This window comes from Streptomyces sp. NPDC051051, from assembly GCF_040682975.1.
Classification (GTDB): domain Bacteria; phylum Actinomycetota; class Actinomycetes; order Streptomycetales; family Streptomycetaceae; genus Streptomyces.
The window spans coordinates 1-17370 of the sequence record NZ_JBFBCB010000086.1 but is presented as its reverse complement, the minus strand read 5'-3'; the positions used below and the strand labels follow the sequence as shown (position 1 = coordinate 17370).

8 protein-coding genes are annotated in these 17370 nt (G+C 73.4%); 5 read left to right on the top strand and 3 right to left on the bottom strand.

The features are described from left to right. Nucleotides 1-197: 197 nt before the first annotated feature. Complete coding sequence (locus tag AB0N31_RS34755) at nucleotides 198-1649, bottom strand: FAD-dependent oxidoreductase (protein WP_366062518.1); 1452 nt, start codon at nucleotides 1647-1649, stop codon at nucleotides 198-200. A 375-nt stretch (nucleotides 1650-2024) separates the two neighbouring features. On the opposite strand from AB0N31_RS34755, the gene AB0N31_RS34750 reads away from it, so the two are divergent. Both AB0N31_RS34750 and AB0N31_RS34745 read left to right on the top strand, forming a co-directional pair. Then, entirely contained in the window at nucleotides 2025-3203 is a 1179-nt protein-coding gene (locus tag AB0N31_RS34750; protein ID WP_366062517.1) for an acyl-CoA dehydrogenase family protein, read from the top strand. Nucleotides 3204-3257: 54 nt separating this feature from the next. Continuing rightward, nucleotides 3258-4139, top strand: coding sequence for an NAD(P)-binding domain-containing protein (locus AB0N31_RS34745; protein WP_366062516.1), 882 nt, complete (start codon nucleotides 3258-3260; stop codon nucleotides 4137-4139). A gap of 678 nt (nucleotides 4140-4817) precedes the next feature. Here the strand turns inward: AB0N31_RS34745 and AB0N31_RS34740 are convergent. Then, nucleotides 4818-6422: an aminotransferase class III-fold pyridoxal phosphate-dependent enzyme gene (locus AB0N31_RS34740; protein WP_366062515.1), complete on the bottom strand. Its 1605-nt coding sequence runs from the start codon at nucleotides 6420-6422 to the stop codon at nucleotides 4818-4820. Between the two features lie 180 nt (nucleotides 6423-6602). Here AB0N31_RS34740 and AB0N31_RS34735 point away from each other — a divergent pair, with 180 nt between their 5' ends. Then, on the top strand, nucleotides 6603-7151 hold the full coding sequence (locus AB0N31_RS34735; RefSeq protein WP_366062514.1) for a flavin reductase family protein: 549 nt from the start codon (nucleotides 6603-6605) through the stop codon (nucleotides 7149-7151). Nucleotides 7152-7225: 74 nt separating this feature from the next. Further along, a complete protein-coding gene (locus AB0N31_RS34730) occupies nucleotides 7226-7639 on the top strand; it encodes a nuclear transport factor 2 family protein (protein ID WP_366062513.1) in 414 nt (137 codons plus the stop codon). A 103-nt stretch (nucleotides 7640-7742) separates the two neighbouring features. On the opposite strand, the gene AB0N31_RS34725 is transcribed toward AB0N31_RS34730, so the two are convergent. Then, complete coding sequence (locus AB0N31_RS34725) at nucleotides 7743-8153, bottom strand: nuclear transport factor 2 family protein (RefSeq protein ID WP_366062512.1); 411 nt, start codon at nucleotides 8151-8153, stop codon at nucleotides 7743-7745. Between the two features lie 282 nt (nucleotides 8154-8435). Between AB0N31_RS34725 and AB0N31_RS34720 the strand changes: the two genes are divergently transcribed. Next, a partial coding sequence (locus AB0N31_RS34720) for a type I polyketide synthase (protein WP_366062511.1) occupies nucleotides 8436-17370 on the top strand: 8935 nt, incomplete at its 3' end.

The window sequence follows — 17370 nt, the reverse complement described above, 5'->3', positions numbered from 1 at the left end:
ACGAGCTGCTGGCTGCCGACGACCTGGACGAGGCGAGCGACGAGGAACTGTTCGCGCTCCTCGACGACCTGAACTGACCGGGCGACCGCTCCCGGGCCGGACGACCGCGATCCCCTCGGCCGATCGCGGTGTCCGGCCGGTTGCCCGTCACCCGCCCCGTTCCCCCGGGGAGATGACCGGTCCGGATCCGTTCGGGATCAGCTCGTCGCGGAGGCCGCGGCGGCGGTCAGGCCGGCCGCGAGGCCGGCGGCCCGGACGCCGGTCTCGATGGCGCCGTCCACATAGCCGCCCCAGCCGGTCGCGATGTCGCTGCCCGCGAAGACCAGGCGGCCGTGCGGCTGCCGGACGGCGCGCAGCGAACCGAGCAGCTGACCGGGGGTCCGGAAGGTCCAACCACCCTTGGCATAGGCGTCCTTGCCCCAGTCGTGACCCTTGACGGACAGCACCTTGGTGCCCGGGAGCAGCTCGCTGACGGCGCTCTGCACCTGCGACACGCTGGTGACGTCCAGGTTCGGGTTGACGCTGAAGCCGATGAGCACCGTGCCCTGGGCCGACTTGTCGGCGTGCGCGAGGACCAGGTCGAGCATCGCGCCGCTCTTGCCGTTCATGAGCGGGCGGCCGATGTCGCCCTGGACCTGGATGAAGACCTTCTTGGCGGTGGGCACGCCGACGGTCTGGGTGCTCAGCCGGGAGAACTCGGCCGGCAGGCCGGAGGTGAAGTTGATGGAGTTCCAGGTGTTCACGGGGACGGCCACCACCACGGCGGCGGCGTCGTACACCACGCCGTTCGCCGTCACCTGGACCCGGGAACCGCTGTCGGTGACCTTGGTGACGGGTGCGTTGTACACGACGGAGGCGCCGGACTCGGCGAGCATCCGGGAGATGACGTTGCTCATCCCGCCCACGGGGCGGGTGACGTTGATGCCGTGGAACGTCTCCGTGTTGTAGCCGCACAGCGCCCACCAGTGGGCGAGCTGGGTGAGCGAGCCGCGCTCGAAACCGCCGCCGTACGCGCCGGTGGTGGCGCTGACCCAGTTCATCTCCAGGTCGGACAGCCGCAGTTGGCGTGCCCGGTCGCCGAGGGTCAGCTTGTCGAGGTCGACCAGCAGGTCCTCGCGGTAGAAGGGGTCGTAGGCGCGCGGCAGATACGTCTCGGCGCCCTCGACGAACCTGCGCAGGAGGGCGTCCTGCTGGTCGAGGAAGGTCAGTTCCTGCTTGGCGTAGCTGCCGGACTCCGTGGCGAACACCGCGAAGTCCGGGTTGGGGTCGTCCACCCTGGCGATGCCCAGGCGCTGGACCTCGTTCCAGATCAGTGTCTGGCTGGGGTGGATCCAGGTCGCGCCGAACTCGATCGGCAGTCCCGAGAACGTGCTCGACCAGGCCCGGCCGCCGACGCGGTTGCGGGCTTCGAGGATCAGCGTGCGCTTGCCCCTGGCCTTGAGCTCCCGCGCGGCCGACACTCCGGCGAAGCCGCCGCCGATCACGATCGCGTCGTAGCTGCGGCCGGTCTCGGTCGTCCCGGCCGCGAAGGCGGGGCGAGCGGAGGCGACGCCGACGGCGACCGACGCCCCCGTGGCGGCGCCGGCCTTGAGTATCGCGCGACGCGAGGTGCGCGCTCCCCCGAAGAATGTCTCTTTCTTGGGCTTCATCCCAGTCCCCTCGTACACAACGTGGTCCGTTGTCCAGGAATCAAGCGCTGCTGTGGTCACCTGAACGGGAAACCACACTAGTTGCGATTGACCGAAATCGATCGACCATTTCCCATTGACTGATAATCGCCCTCCCTCGCAGGTTTAGGGATTGCCGTAGATCGGCGAGTTACCGTCCGATGGGCGCTCGGTGGCCGTACGGGGCAGGAGGTCTGGTTCGCTTCTGGTTAGCTTGGCGAGGACGGGGCGGTTACTCGCTGGTGGCGGGGGGATGGTCCGGTCTCACTTAATTTGTTCGGACCCCCGAAACGGCAATGGCGCTGGCTGGCCTACGCCCATGCCTTTCACCCCCGCCGAAATCACCAAGGAGCTGGTATGGCCGTCAGGTCCAATGAAGCGGAAAACATCCTCAAGGCGGTCCGGGAAATCGTCCCGACCCTGCGGGCGAACGGCGTGGCCTCCGAGGACCAGCGCTGGATAGTCCAGGAGAACATCGACCTCCTGGAGAAGGCCGGCGTCTTCCGGATCGCCGTACCGAAGCGCTTCGGCGGCCTGGACCTGCCGCTGAAAGAGCAGGTCGAGATCATCACCGAGATCTCCCGGGGCTGCGGCTCCACCGGCTGGGTGGCCGTCGCCTGGATCTCCAGCGCCTGGATGGCCACGCTGTACCCGCTCGAGGCCCAGGAGGAGATCTTCAAGGGCGGCTCGGTGCGCATCTCCGGCGGTTTCACCCCGACCGCGAAGATGGTCCCCACCGAGGGCGGCTACCTCCTCAACGGCGCCTGGCGCTTCAACTCCGGTGTCCGCGGCGCCCACTGGGACCTGCTCGCCGCCGAGCTGGAGCACGCCGACGGCACCGTCGAAGAGGTCTACGCCATGGTCCCGGTGGACCAGCTGACGATCGCCGACGACTGGCACGTCTCGGCCGCCATCGCCACCGGCAGCTCGACGTCCAGCGCCACGGACCTCTTCGTCCCCGCCCACCGGGTCGTCACCCTGGAGGCCGCAGTCCTCGGCACCAGCGGCGGCGGTGCCGTCACCGGCTCCCAGGGCCGCGACTACAGCCTGATCAGCTTCGTCGTCGCCGAGTCCGTCGCCGCCTACATCGGCATGGCGCGTGGCGCGTACGAGGACCTCGCCGCCACGGTCAAGGGCAAGCCGCTCGCGTACAGCAACGTCACCGACCAGGCGCAGCACCCGCTGACCCAGATCCAGATCGCTCTGGCCCACAGCAAGATCGAGGCCGCCCAGGCCCTCTCCGAGACCTACCTCGGCTTCCTCCAGGAGCGCGCCGACGCCGGCGAGCAGCCGACCTGGGAGGAGAAGGCGGAGGTGCGCGGCAAGGCCGGCGCCGCGATCCTGCTCACCCAGGAGGCCCTCGAGGCGCTCCACTCCATCAGCGGCGCCGGCTCGCTCTCCCGCAAGGCGCCCTTCCAGCGCTTCTACCGGGACCTGCAGGGCCTGTCCCGGCACGGTCTGATGGCCCCGAACATGGGCCTCGAGGTGTACGGCCGCACGCTGCTCGGCCTCGACCCCGACAGCCTTTTCCTGTAATACGCCGCCTTCGGTGGCGTAGTGATTCCGAAGAGAAAAATGAGGAGCAAGTCAATGTCGAACACGAACCAGGGTCCGGTGACCGTTCTCGGTCTGGGAATGATGGGCGCCGCCCTGGCCACCGCCTTTGTGAAGAACGGCAATCCGACCACCGTGTGGAACCGTTCCGCTGACAAGGCGGACGCGCTCGTCGAGCAGGGCGCCGTCTTCGCCGCGGACATCAAGCAGGCGATCGCGGCCAGCCCGGTCGTCGTGGCGTGCGTCTCCACCTACGAGGTGCTGAACGGCCTGTTCGTCGGTGCCACCGACGAGCTGAAGGGCAAGGTGGTCATCAACCTGACCTCGGGTACCCCCGAGGACGCCCGCGCCCTCGCCGTCTGGGCCGAGCAGAACGGCGTGCGCTACCTGGACGGCGCCATCATGGCCGTCCCGCAGATGATCGGCCTGCCCCAGGCCCTGATCTTCTACGCAGGTGCCCAGGAGGTGTTCGCCGAGCACGAGGAGCTGCTGAAGCCGCTCGCCGGCACGAACGTGTACCTGGGTGCGGACACCGGTGTCGCGATGATCTACGACCTCGGTCTGCTGTCGCTGCTGTGGTCGAGCCTCGCGGGTTACTTCCACGCCGTGGCCCTCGTCAACTCGGCCGGCGTCTCGGCGGAGGCGTTCACCCCGTTCGCCCTGACCTGGATCGAGCACGTCATCACCCCGGCGATCCCGCAGAGCGCCAAGGAGATCGACTCGGCGAGCTTCGAGACCGAGATCTCCAGCCTCGGCGTCAACAAGGCCGCGATCGAGCACCTGGTCGCCACGAGCAAGCAGCTCGGCATCAACAGCGACTTCTCGGCCGCCATCCAGGCGCTGATCGAGCGTCGCGTCGAGCAGGGCCACGCCGGCCACAGCCTGGCCAGCCTGGTCGAGGCGTTCAAGCAGGGCTGACCCCCGGCGTCCCCGCCGGGACGCCACGCGCACGGTGAGGCAGGAACCCGCTGGGCGGGACACGGCTTCGTGCCGGGTCCCGCCCAGCGGCGTGCCGGACGGGTACGGGTCCCGGCGGCCCGCCGTGCGCGATCCGGCGGCCCGCCGCACACGCGATGCGGGCCGCGTGCCGCACCTCACCCCCGCCGGCTCCGCCACGACCACGGCCGGACGCGTGCGGGCGGGCCCGGGACTCCAGCGGCTCGCCGCGGGCGGCTCGGGCCGAAGCGGCGAACCACCCGGCCGCGCGCACCGGTGCGGCTCGCCACGGGCGGAGGGGTGCGGGCGGTGCAGGCGCAGGCCCGGCACGAGTGCGGTCGTATGCAAGGCGGTTGGCACAGGCATGGTACGGACGCGGGCGCAGACCGGTGGTCGACACAGGTTCAGGCCCGGCGCGAGCCCGGTACGGACGCGGGCGCGGGCGCGGTGCGAGCGCAGGCGCGGTGGTCGGTACGGGCTCAGGACCGGCACGGGCGGCGCGGTGCGGGCGCCGACCGGTGGCCGGTGGCCGGCTCAGGCCCGGCGCGGGCGCGGTGCGGGCGCAAGCGCGGCACGGGTGAGGGCCGGCACAGGCGAGGGCCGGTGGCCGGGACTGGATTTCGTCCCGGCCGCCGGCCCTCGTGAGGATCGTCCCGTCCGCTACGCGGCGGGCAGCGCCAGGGGGCGCTGATAGCCGCCCCTGATGATGTCGCAGGTGTCGCGCAGAGCCCTCTCCAGCCAGGCGATCTCGTCGTCCGACAGCAGGACGGACGGCTCGAAGCGCAGGGTGTCGGGGGCGCTCGCGGTCGGGAACGTACGGACCCGGTGGCCGCGCAGCAGGTGGCCCGCGACCAGATAGCCGAACAGGCCGGCCCGGGCCGCCTCGGCGATCGGGGGGACCGGCGCCTCGGACTGGTCGTGGAACTCCAGACCGAGCATCAGGCCGCGGCCGCGGACGTCCTTGACGACCTCGGGGAAGTCCTCCCGCACGGAGTCCAGCATGGCCAGCAGCCGTTCGCCCCGTTCGGCGGCCCTGCGGTAGGCGGCGCCGTCGTCGGCCTCCAGGAGCTGGAGGACCTTCAGGGCGATGCGGTTGGAGAAGCCGTCCTTGGCGAAGGTCGAGCTGTGGATCAGCTCGAACTCGCCGCGGTAGCGCGAGGCGCGCACCAGCAGCACCGAGATCTTGGCGAGGCCGCCGCCCAGGCTCTTGGCGAGGGTGTAGTAGTCGCCGCGCAGCCCCAGACGCGTACCGGCCAGGAAGTCACCCGTGCGTCCCATGCCGCTCTGGATCTCGTCCACGATGACCGGTGCGTCGATCTCCGCGCACACTTCCTGGATCTCCCGGACGAATTCCGCCGACAGCTCGCGGATGCCGCCCTCGCCCTGGATCGGCTCCAGGACGAACGCGCAGACGACGGGCGCCTCGTGCTCCGACAGCCGGACCCGGCCGTCCTCCAGGGTCAGACCGAAGAGCGTGGCGCGCTCCTCGTCGACGATCTTGCGCAGGGCGCCCGGCTGGCCGAGCGGGACGAACCGCGCCTGCGCGGCCAGCGCGGCGAACGGGGTGCGGTAGCCCTCGTTGTGGGTGAGCTGGACCGTGCCGACCAGCTTGCCGTGGAAGGAGCCCTCCGGGGCGAGGAAGACCGGGGGGCGGCCGGCCCGGGCCTCGTTGTGGGCGGCGAGGCGGTCGATCAGTTCGTCCAGCGCGGCGGGGGCCGGGCCGTCCGCGGCCACGCCGAAGCGGGCGAGGACCTCGGCGGGCACCGTCGCCGAACCGTCCCGTACGGCCGCGCGCACCGCGTCGAGGCCGTCGCGGACGGACTCCAGGAGCGCACCGAGGCGGGCGCCCCGGTCCATCTCGGCGTGTTTGAGGGCGGCCTCGTTGGCCTCGGCGCCGGTATTGGCGAAGACGGCGAAGAACGGCTCGTCGTCGCCGGTCTCGCGGCGGACGATCCGGTTCAGGGCGAGCGCCAGCTCGGCGGCCTCCGGGTGCAGGGAGAACTGCGTGTGCACCGGGACGCCGCTCTCCAGCAGCTCCTTCGCGTACGCGGTGATCGCGGGGTTGTTGTGGCCCAGCAGCAGCGAACCGTATCCCCCCGCGTAGTCCACGACGGCGACCTCGCGGCCGTCCTCGCCCCGCTGGTAGAGAAGGTTCCCCTCGGCCCGGACGTATTCGGCGTCCAGGCCGGCGGAGGCCAGCACGGCTCCCAGATGGGGTTCGGCCAACTGCGTTTGCTCGGCGGGGCCATTCGAAGCATCGGTCATGGGGCCAACATGACCGAATGCGTGCCAGTGTGCGGTAACAGCGCGGTCATCGGCGGTCGTCGGCATGGCCAAAGGCATCGATTACTTGGCGATTAGACGCGGGAAAGTGCCGAGCGGATACGTTTTCCACCCACCCCTTTATTGCGTAGGGGGCCCTCAAGCCGAATCCGAAGAGGGGAAATGACTCCTGCATCCGCAGAGCTCGAGCCCGCAGCCTCGCGGACGGGGCTGCGCACGTCCGTCGAGGCCACTTCGCTGCGGGATGTGATGTCCCAGTTCGCCACCGGCGTCACCGTGCTCACGGTGGGTGGCGACCACATCCACGCCATGACGGCCAACGCCTTCAGCTCGGTGTCGCTCGCCCCGCCGACCGTGCTGGTCTCCATCGATCACAGCGCCGTCATGTTCGACGAGCTGACCGGGGCCGGGCACTTCGGCGTGAACATCCTGGCAGCCGGACAGCAGTCGCTCGCCCGGCACTTCGCCGACAAGAAGCGTGCCCTCGGGCTCGCGCAGTTCGACGACGTCGAGTGGGCGCCGGGCGAGCGCACGGGCGCCCCGCTCCTGGCCGGCGCGCTGGCCTGGTTGGAGTGCGACGTGATCGACGCGCACGCCTCGGGTGACCACACGATCTTCGTCGGCAGGGTGCTGGACTGCCGACGGGGCTGCGACGACGCGGCGTTGACGTTCTTCGACGGGAAGTTCGGCCACGCCTCGCGGGCCGCCTGACGACTCCGCACGCCATGACGGCGCGCGGTCGCACACACCAGCCGGACACGACGAATCACACGAAGGAGATGCTCATGACCGCCTCGACCCCCGAAGTCGACCTGTACAGCCTGGAACTCACCGATGACCCGGAGGTCCAGAACGACGTCTTCCTGAAGATCTTCAACTCCGGGGACGGCGCCGCCTTCGACAACCTCTACCTCGACGACGCCATCTCCAACCTGACGGGCGGCCCGCTGACCGGTGAGGCCCGCACCAAGGGCATCATCGACCTGCTCGCCAAGGGCCCGACGCTGAAGTCCGTCGTCAAGCACTCCTACACCGCCGACGACGTCACGCTCATCGTGGTCGACTTCGAGCTGGGGCTGCCCGGCGAGGACGGTGAGCTGGTCCAGGTCAAGGGCAGCTGCACCGACGTCATCCGCCGGACCGAGGACGGCAAGTGGATGATGGCGGTGGACCGTCCGGTCGCCGACATCAGCGTCTGAACCGTCTGACCCGCACCACCCGCGGCACGACGGACGAGGCCGGGTTCCCCCGAGGGGAGCCCGGCCTCTTCGCGATGTGCCCGCTGGGTCGCGGTCCGTGGTGTCAGTCGCGCGGCTCCTCGCCGAACGGGTCGTCGACGGCGTACAGCCACGAGCCGTCCGCCTGCTTGCGCAGGACGTCCAGGCCGACGCCGCGCAGGCGCTCGCGGCCCTCGCCGCTCGCGGTGTTGATCTCCATGGTCCAGTCCACGACCAGCAGGGCCGTGTCGCCGGTGACGTACGCCTCCCGCAGATCGGTCTCGATGTGCGGCTGCATGGTGGCGAGGAATTCGGTGATGGCGGCCCGGCGGTCCGCGCCGCTCACCGGATTGCCCTTCTCCCACGCGATGATGCCGGCTTCGGTGTAGTGGGCATTGACGCCCTCCGCGTCGCCCGAGTTGAAGGCGGCGACATAACTCTCGAGGTGCGCCTCGAGCTCCTTGGGAAGCTCGACGGCCGTGGTGGTGTTCGACATTCTTCTGTCCTCCGGAAAATGAGGATGGAAAGAGCGATGAGGGTGACAACTACGCCGAAAAGCTATCCGCAGGCCGGAAACCCGGGGCTCACCGAGGGGTAACGCCGCACGCCGGAAGGCGGCACCACGACTCCGATTACCGGGCCGTGATCACACGCTGGATCTTCGGAAGACCCCAGGTACATACCGTCGATGCAGGCCGCGCCGAGCCGTCCGGGCTCCGAATGCGCAGGCGGACGTCTTGGACCGTTGCGACAGGCAGAACGGAAAGGGCACCCGACAGTGACGACCAGCGAGCACGACACCCACGCAGAACCCACCCGGGAGGGCGGCGCGACCGGGGACCGGGCGGAGCCCATTGCTGTCATCGGCATGTCCTGCCGGCTTCCAGGCGCCGACTCCCCCGCCGCGTTCTGGGACCTGCTCACCCGCGGCGCCGACGCCATCACCCCGGTACCGGAGGGGCGTTGGGGCCCGGACGGGCGCTCCCTCGGTGCCGGGCGCGGCGGTTTCCTCGACGCCGTCGACGCGTTCGACGCGCCGTTCTTCGGGATCTCCCCGCGTGAGGCGGCGGCCATGGACCCGCAGCAGCGGCTCGTGCTGGAGCTCGCCTGGGAGACGCTGGAGGACGCCGGCGTCGTCCCCGCCTCCTTACGCGGCAGCAGGACGGCCGTCTTCGTCGGCGCCCTGCGCGACGACTACACGAGCCTGCTGTACCTGCACGGCGCCGAGGCCGTCACCCAGCACACCATGACCGGCGTCAACCGCGGTGTCATCGCCAACCGGGTCTCGTACCACCTGGGCCTGCACGGTCCGAGCATGACCGTGGACTCCGCCCAGTCGTCCTCCCTGGTGGCCGTCCACCTGGCCTGTGAGAGCCTGCGCTCCGGCGAGGCCGACGGCGCGCTGGTGGCGGGTGTGAACCTCAACCTGCTCGCGGAGAACGTTGTCACCGAGTCCCGCTTCGGAGCGCTGTCGCCCGACGGGACCACCTACACCTTCGACGCCCGCGCCAACGGTTTCGTGCCCGGCGAGGGCGGCGGCATGGTGCTCCTGAAGCCGCTGAGCCGGGCGCGGGCCGACGGGGACCGGATCTACGGCGTCGTCCGCTCCAGTGCCGTCAACAGCGACGGCGCCACCGACGGGCTCACCGTGCCGAGCGCGGCCGCCCAGGAAGCGGTGCTGCGGGAGGCGTACGAGCGCGCCGGGATCGCCCCCGAGCAGGTGCAGTACGTCGAACTGCACGGCACCGGCACCCCCGTCGGCGACCCGCTGGAGGCCGCCGCGCTCGGCGCCGCGCTCGGCCGCGGCCGCACGGCCCGCACCGCCCTGCGCGTCGGCTCCGTGAAGACCAACATCGGCCACCTCGAAGGCGCCGCGGGCATCGCCGGGCTGATCAAGACGCTGCTCAGCCTGCACCACCGCAGGCTCCCGGCCAGCCTGAACTTCGAGACCCCCAACCCGCGGATCGCACCGGACGAACTCGGGATCGCCGTGCAGCGCGAGTGCTCGGCCTGGCCGGACGAGGACCGGGCGCTGATCGCCGGCGTCAGCTCCTTCGGCATGGGCGGCACCAACGCCCACGTCGTCGTCTCCGAGGCCCCCGCCGACCCCGTCGTCGCCTCCGAGGCCCCCGCCGGACCCGCCGTCGTCGCCGGCCCCGGCGCCCCGGCGGCCGGCGTCCCGCTGCCGTGGATCGTCACCGGCCACGACGGGGACGCGCTGCGGGCCCAGGCCGCGAAGCTGCGGGCCTTCGCCGCCGAGCGCCCCGGTCAGCCGGCCGAGGACGTCGGCCGGGCGCTGGCCACCACCCGCACCTTCCTGGGCCACCGCGCCGTCGTCGTCGCCGACGGCCGCGACGCGCTGCTCGCCGGCCTGGACGCGCTCGCCGCCGCCGCCCCCGCCGCCTCCGTCGTCTCCGGGGTCGTACGGCCCGGCGGGCTGGCCTTCCTCTTCACCGGTCAGGGCGCCCAGCGCACCGGCATGGGCCAGGAGCTGTACGCGGCGTTCCCGGCGTACGCCACCGCCTTCGACGAGGTCGCGGCCCACCTGGACCCGCTGCTGCCGCGCCCGCTCGCCGAGCTCGTCGCCGACGACACGGCGCTGCACGAGACCGGCGCCACCCAGCCCGCGCTGTTCGCCGTCGAGGTCGCCCTCTTCCGGCTCGTCGAGAGCTGGGGGCTGCGGCCCGACCGGCTCGCCGGCCACTCCATCGGCGAGCTGGCCGCGGCCCATGTCTCGGGCGTGCTCTCCCTCGCCGACGCCGCGCGCCTGGTCGCCGCCCGCGCCCTGCTGATGCAGGCGCTGCCCACGGGCGGCGCGATGATCGCCGTGGAGGCCACCGAGGCCGAGGTGCTGCCGCTCCTCGCCGACCGCGAGGGCACGCTCGCCGTCGCCGCCGTCAACGGCCCCCGCTCCGTCGTGCTGTCGGGTGACGCCGACGCGGCCGCGGAGGTGGCCGCCGCGCTGCGGGATCAGGGCCGCCGCACGAAACGCCTGACCGTCTCGCACGCCTTCCACTCCCCGCACATGGATCCGATGCTGGCGGAGTTCCGCGCGGTCGCGGCCTCGCTCGACTACGCGGAACCGGTAATTCCGGTCGTCTCCACGGTCACCGGGGAGCCGGTGACCGCCGGGCAGTTCAGCTCGCCCGACTACTGGGTCGAGCAGGTCCGCCGTCCGGTGCGGTTCCTCGACACCGTCCGTGCCCTGGAGAGCGCGGGCGTGCGCACCTTCCTGGAACTGGGGCCCGAGGGCGTCCTGTCCTCCCTGGTCGGGGACTGCGCCGCGGACGCCGACGCCGTCGTCGCCGTACCGCTGCTGCGCGCCGGCCGCTCCGAGCCGCTGACCGCGCAGACCGCGCTGGCCACCGCGTTCACCCGGGGCGCCGAGCCCGACTGGACCGCCCTGTACGGCGGCCGGCCCGCGCGCCACGTCGAGCTGCCGACGTACGCCTTCCAGCGCCGCCCCCACTGGCCGGCCGGTGTCCGCACGGCCGTCGACCCGTCGCGGCCGGCCCCCGCCCCCGAGGCCGCCGTGCCGGCCGCTCCCCCGGCCGCCACCCCCCGCGGCGAACTGGGCCGCCGTCTGGCCGCGCTCGACGGGGCGGAACGCCGGCGCGCCGTCGAGGATCTGCTGCACCCCCACATCGCCGCGGTCCTGGAGTACGAACCGGGCCGGCGCATACCCGACCACACGCCCTTCCGGGACCTCGGCTTCAGCTCCCTGATGGCCACCGAACTGCGCGGCACGCTCGCCCGGGCCACCGGCCTGAAGCTGCCCGGCGGCCTGCTCTTCGACCACCCGACGCCGCGGGCCCTCGCCGAGTTCGTCGAGGCCGAACTCCTCGGCGAGGCCACGGTCGCGGACGAGACGGCGGTGGCGGGCGCCGAGGGCGAGGCGATCGCCGTCGTCGCCATGGCCTGCCGCTACCCGGGCGGCGTGGCCTCGCCCGAGGACCTGTGGCGCCTCGTCGCCGAAGGCGGCGACGCCGTCGGCGAGTTCCCGGCCGACCGCGGCTGGCCCGAGGACCTGTACGACCCGGATCCGGACCGGCCCGGCCACAGCTCCGTGCGCCACGGCGGGTTCCTGCACGACGCGGGCGACTTCGACGCCGCGTTCTTCGGGATCTCCCCGCGCGAGGCCCTCGCCATGGACCCGCAGCAGCGCCTGCTGCTGGAGACCGCGTGGGAGAGCGTCGAGCGCGCCGGCATCGACCCCGCGCGGCTGCGCGGCACCCGCACCGGGGTCTTCGTCGGCGCCACCGGCCTGGAGTACGGGCCGCGCATGGACGAGGCCCCCGAGTCCGTCCAGGGCGGCGTGCTGACCGGCACCACCGCCAGTGTCATGTCCGGCCGCATCGCCTACCAGCTCGGCCTGGTCGGCCCGGCGATCACGGTGGACACGGCCTGCTCCTCCTCCCTGGTCGCCCTGCACCTGGCGATCCGCTCCCTGCGCTCCGGCGAGACCGACCTCGCCCTCGCGGGCGGCGCCACCGTCATGTCCTCGCCGGGCATGTTCGTGGAGTTCTCCCGCCAGCGCGGACTGGCCCCCGACGGCCGCTGCAAGGCCTTCGCCGACGGCGCCGACGGCACCGGCTGGTCCGAGGGCGTCGGCCTGCTCATGCTCGAACGACTGTCCGACGCGCAGCGGAACGGCCACCCCGTCCTCGCCGTGCTGCGGGGCTCCGCCGTCAACCAGGACGGAGCCAGCAACGGTCTGACGGCTCCCAACGGCCCGTCCCAGCAGCGCGTCATCCAGCAGGCGCTGGCCGACTCCGGTCTGAGCCCCGCGGACGTGGACGCCGTCGAGGCCCACGGCACCGGAACCCGTCTCGGCGACCCCATCGAGGCGGAGGCCCTCAAGGCCGTCTACGGCCCCGGACACGACAGCGACCGCCCCCTCCACCTGGGCTCGCTGAAGTCCAACCTCGGCCACACCCAGGCCGCCGCCGGCGTCGGCGGCGTCATCAAGATGGTCCAGGCGATGCGGCACGGCGTGCTGCCCAGAACGCTCCACGTGGACCGGGCGACCAGCCGGGTCGACTGGTCCGACGGCACCGTCGCCCTGCTCACCGAGGAACGCCCGTGGCCCGCGACCGGCCGTCCCCGGCGCGCCGCCGTCTCCTCCTTCGGCATCAGCGGCACCAACGCCCACCTCGTCGTCGAGGAGGCGCCGCCGGCCACCGCCCCGGCCGGCACGGACGGGGAGTCCGCGCGGCCCGGCGGCACCACCGCCCTCGCCGGCGGGCCCGCGCCGTACGTCCTCACCGCCCGCGACCCGGACGCGCTGCGCGAGCAGGCCGCCCGCCTGACCGCGCACGTCACCGGCTCCGGCGCCGGCCTCGCCGACCTCGGCTTCTCGCTCGCCACCACCCGCACCGCCTTCGAGCACCGCGCCGTCGTCCTGGCCTCCGACGCCGAGGACCTGCTCGCCGGACTGACCGGACTCGCCGCCGGCACCGGCGCCCCGAACACCGTCACCGGCACCGCGGACACCCCGGGCCGCACCGCGTTCCTGTTCACCGGCCAGGGCGCGCAGCGCGCCGGATCCGGCCGCGAGCTGTACGCCGCCCAGCCGGTGTTCGCCGCGGCCCTCGACGAGGTGTGCGCCGCCTTCGACGGTCTCCTGGAGGTGCCCCTGCGCGACGTGCTGTTCGGCGAGGGCGCGGGCGCGGGGCTGATCGACCGCACCGCGTACACCCAGCCGTCGCTGTTCGCCGTCGAGGTGGCCCTCTTCCGGCTGCTGACCCACCACGGACTGACCCCCGACCTGCTCGCCGGGCACTCGATCGGCGAACTCGCCGCCGCCCACGCCGCCGGAGTCCTCTCCCTGGAGGACGCCGCGGTCCTGGTCGCCGCGCGCGGCCGGCTCATGCAGTCCGCACCGGCCGGCGGGGCGATGACCGCCGTCGAGGGCACCGAGGAGGAGATCGCCGCCGGGCTCGCCGGACAGGAGTCCGCCGTGTCGGTCGCCGCCGTCAACTCCCCCTCGTCCGTGGTGATCTCCGGCGACGCCGAAGCCGTGGCGGAGGCCGCCCGCGGCTGGCGGGAGGCCGGCCGCCGCACCCACCGGCTGACGGTCTCGCACGCCTTCCACTCCCCGCACATGGACGGCGTCCTGGAGGAGTTCCGGGCCGTCGCGGCCGGGCTCACCTTCCACCGCCCGCGCATCCCGATCGTCTCGACGGTGACCGGCGAGATCGCCACCGCCGAGCAGCTCACCTCGCCCGACTACTGGGCGCGGCAGATCCGCGAGACCGTCCGCTTCGCCGCCGCCACCCGGCGCCTCGCGGCCGAGGGAGCCACCGTCCTCGTCGAGGTCGGCCCGGACGCCGTGCTGACGGCACTGGCCCGGCGCACTCTGGAAGACACCCCGGCGGCCGAGGTCACCGCCGTCCCCGTGCTGCGTGCCGGCCGCCCCGAGGCGGAGACCTTCGCCACCGCGACGGCCGCGGCGTACGCCCAGGGCGCCCCGCTCGACGTCGCCTCCTTCTTCCCCGGCGCGGCCCGCACCGACCTGCCGGTCTACCCCTTCCGGCGCACCCGCTTCTGGCTGAACGCAGCGCCGCGCACCGACGCCCGCAGCCTCGGCCTCGACCCGGCCGGGCACCCGCTGCTGACCACCGCCGTGGAGTTCGCCGAGCGGGAGGACGCGCTGTTCACCAGCCGCCTCTCGCGCGCCGCCCAGCCCTGGCTGGCCGACCACGCGATCGCCGGCACGGTCATCGCACCGGGCACCGCCTTCCTCGAACTCGCCGTCGCGGCGGGCGGGCACGTCGGCGCCCCGCACCTGACGGAGATGACGCTGGAGGCGCCGCTGCCGCTGCCCGAGCGCGGAGCCGTACGCGTCCAGGTGGCGGTCGGCGCGCCGGACCGGGACGGGCAGCGCCCGTTCACCGTCCACGCGCGCCCGGACACCGCCGACGGCGCCCTGCCGTGGACCCGGCACGCCACCGGGCTGCTCGCGCAGGCCGCGGCGGCGCCCGCCGCCGACGCGGACCTCACCTCCTGGCCCCCGGCCGGCGCCACCGCCGAGAGTCTCGACGACGTCTACGACCGACTGGCCGCGCTCGGCTACGCCTACGGCCCCGCCTTCCGGGCCCTGCGCGCCGTCTGGCGGCGCGGCACCGACGTCTTCGCCGAGGTGAGCCTGCCCGACGCGCAGACCGGCGGTGCCGCCGCGTACGGACTGCATCCCGCGCTGCTCGACGCCGTACTGCACCCGCTGGTGCTCGACGCGGGCGCGGAGACGGACCCGGCGCACATCCGGCTGCCGTTCGCCTGGAACGACGTCACCCTGCACGCGGCGGGCGCCGCCGAGCTGCGCGCCCGGATCTCGCCCGCCGGCCCCGGGCGCGCCGCCATCACCGTCGCCGACGGCACCGGCGCCCCCGTCGCCGACCTGGACCTCGCCCTGCGCGCCGTCCCCCGGGACCGGCTCGCGGCGGCGTCGCACACCGGCGCCGGCTCGCTGTTCACCGTGGAGTGGAACGAACTGCCCCCGCCCGCACCGGACACCTCCCTGGTGTGGTCCGAGGCCGTCGCCTCCGACGACCCGGCCGACTCCTTCGGCTCCGTCGAGCCGGTCGACGTGGTCGTCCTGCGGGTGCCCACCGCCCCGGACGGCGCGGGCGACCCGCGGCCCACCACCGGTCGGGTGCTGCGCCTCGTCCAGCGGTGGCTGGCCGACGAGCGGTTCGCCGGCTCCCGGCTCGCCCTGGTGACCCGGCACGCCGTCGCCGCACGGCCCGGCGACGACGTGGACCTCGCGGGCGCGCCCGTGTGGGGCCTGATCCGCTCGGCGCAGTCCGAGCACCCCGACCGCATCGTCCTCATCGACCTCGACGACGACCCGGCGGCGGACTCCCTGCTGCCTGCCGCGCTCGCCGCCGAGGAGCCGCAGCTGGCCGTGCGCGACGGCCGGCTGCACGCGCCCCGGCTCGCCCGCACCCCCCGGGCGGCCGGGGCGCCCACCCCCCGCTTCGCCCCGGACGGCACGGTCCTCGTCACCGGCGGCACCGGTGGGCTCGGCGCGCTGTTCGCCCGCCACCTGGTGACCGAGCACGGCGTACGGCACCTGCTGCTGAGCAGCCGCCGGGGCCCCGACGCGCCCGGCGCCGCCGAGCTGGCCGGGGAACTGACCGCGCTCGGCGCCGAGGTGACCGTCACCGCCGCCGACGTCGGCGACCGGGACGCCGTCGCGGCCCTGGTCGCCTCGGTCCCGGCCGCGCACCCGCTGACCGCCGTCGTGCACACGGCCGGCGTCCTGGACGACGCGACCCTTCAGTCGCTGACCGAGGCACAGCTGGACGCCGTCCTGCGGCCGAAGGCGGACGCCGCCCGCCACCTCCACGAGCTGACCCGGGACCTGGACCTGACGGCCTTCGTGCTGTTCTCGTCGGTGTCCGGTCTCACCGGCACCGCGGGCCAGGCCAACTACGCGGCGGCCAACACCTACCTGGACGCGCTCGCCCAGCACCGCGCCGCGCACGGCCTGCCCGCCACCTCGCTGGCCTGGGGCCTGTGGGACGCCACGCACGGCATGGGGGCGTCCCTCACCGACGCCGACCTGGCCCGCTGGGCGCGCGCCGGCATGACCCCGCTCACCCCGGAACAGGGCCGCGCGCTCTTCGACCTGGCACTGGCCGGCGACGAGCCGCTGCTGGCACCCGTGGCCCTGGACCCGGGCAGGCTCGCGGCCGACGAGGCGGTACCGGTCCCGGCGCTGTACCGCGGGCTGGTGCGTCCGCGGCCGCGGCGCGCCGCGCGGGGCGGCTCCGGCTCCGGCTCCGGCTCCGAGTGGGCACGGCAGATCGCCGGCCTGCCGGAGAACAAGCGGGGCGACGCCGTGCTGACCCTGGTGCGGACCGTCGTGGCCGCGGTGCTCGGCCACCCGGGCGCCACGGCGGTGGACCCGGCCCGCGCGTTCAACGACCTCGGTTTCGACTCGATGGCCGGCGTCGACCTGCGCAACCGGCTGACCGCCGCCACCGGCCTGCGGCTGCCCACCACGGCGGTCTTCGACCACCCGACCCCGAACGCACTCGCCGCCCACCTGCTCACCGAGGCGGCGGCCACCCAAGCGTCCCGGGACCGTGACCAGGGCCGGGACCGGCGCGAGCGCGCCGGGGCCCGCACCGACGACCCGATCGCGATCGTCGGCATGGCGTGCCGCTATCCGGGCGGTGTGTCCTCCCCGGAGGACCTGTGGGACCTGGTGGCGAACGGGGTCGACGCCGTCAGCGAGTTCCCCTCCAACCGCGGCTGGGACGTCGAGAAGCTGTACGACCCGGACCCCGACCGGCCGGGCACGTCGTACGTCCGCGAGGGCGGCTTCCTGCACGACGCGGACCTGTTCGACCGCGAGTTCTTCGGCATGTCACCGCGCGAGGCGACCGCCACCGACCCGCAGCAGCGCCTGCTGCTGGAGACCGCCTGGGAGACCTTCGAGAGCGCGGGCATCGATCCGGCCACCCTGCGCGGCAGCGAGACCGGCGTCTTCACCGGCGCCATGTACGACGACTACGCCTCGCGTCTGGAGGGCACCCCGGAGGAGTTCGAGGGCTTCCTGCTCGCGGGCAACCTCTCCAGCGTCCTCTCGGGCCGCCTGTCGTACACGTACGGTCTGGAGGGCCCGGCCGTCACGGTCGACACGGCCTGCTCCTCCTCGCTCGTCGCCATGCACATGGCCGTCAACGCGCTGCGCAACGGCGAGT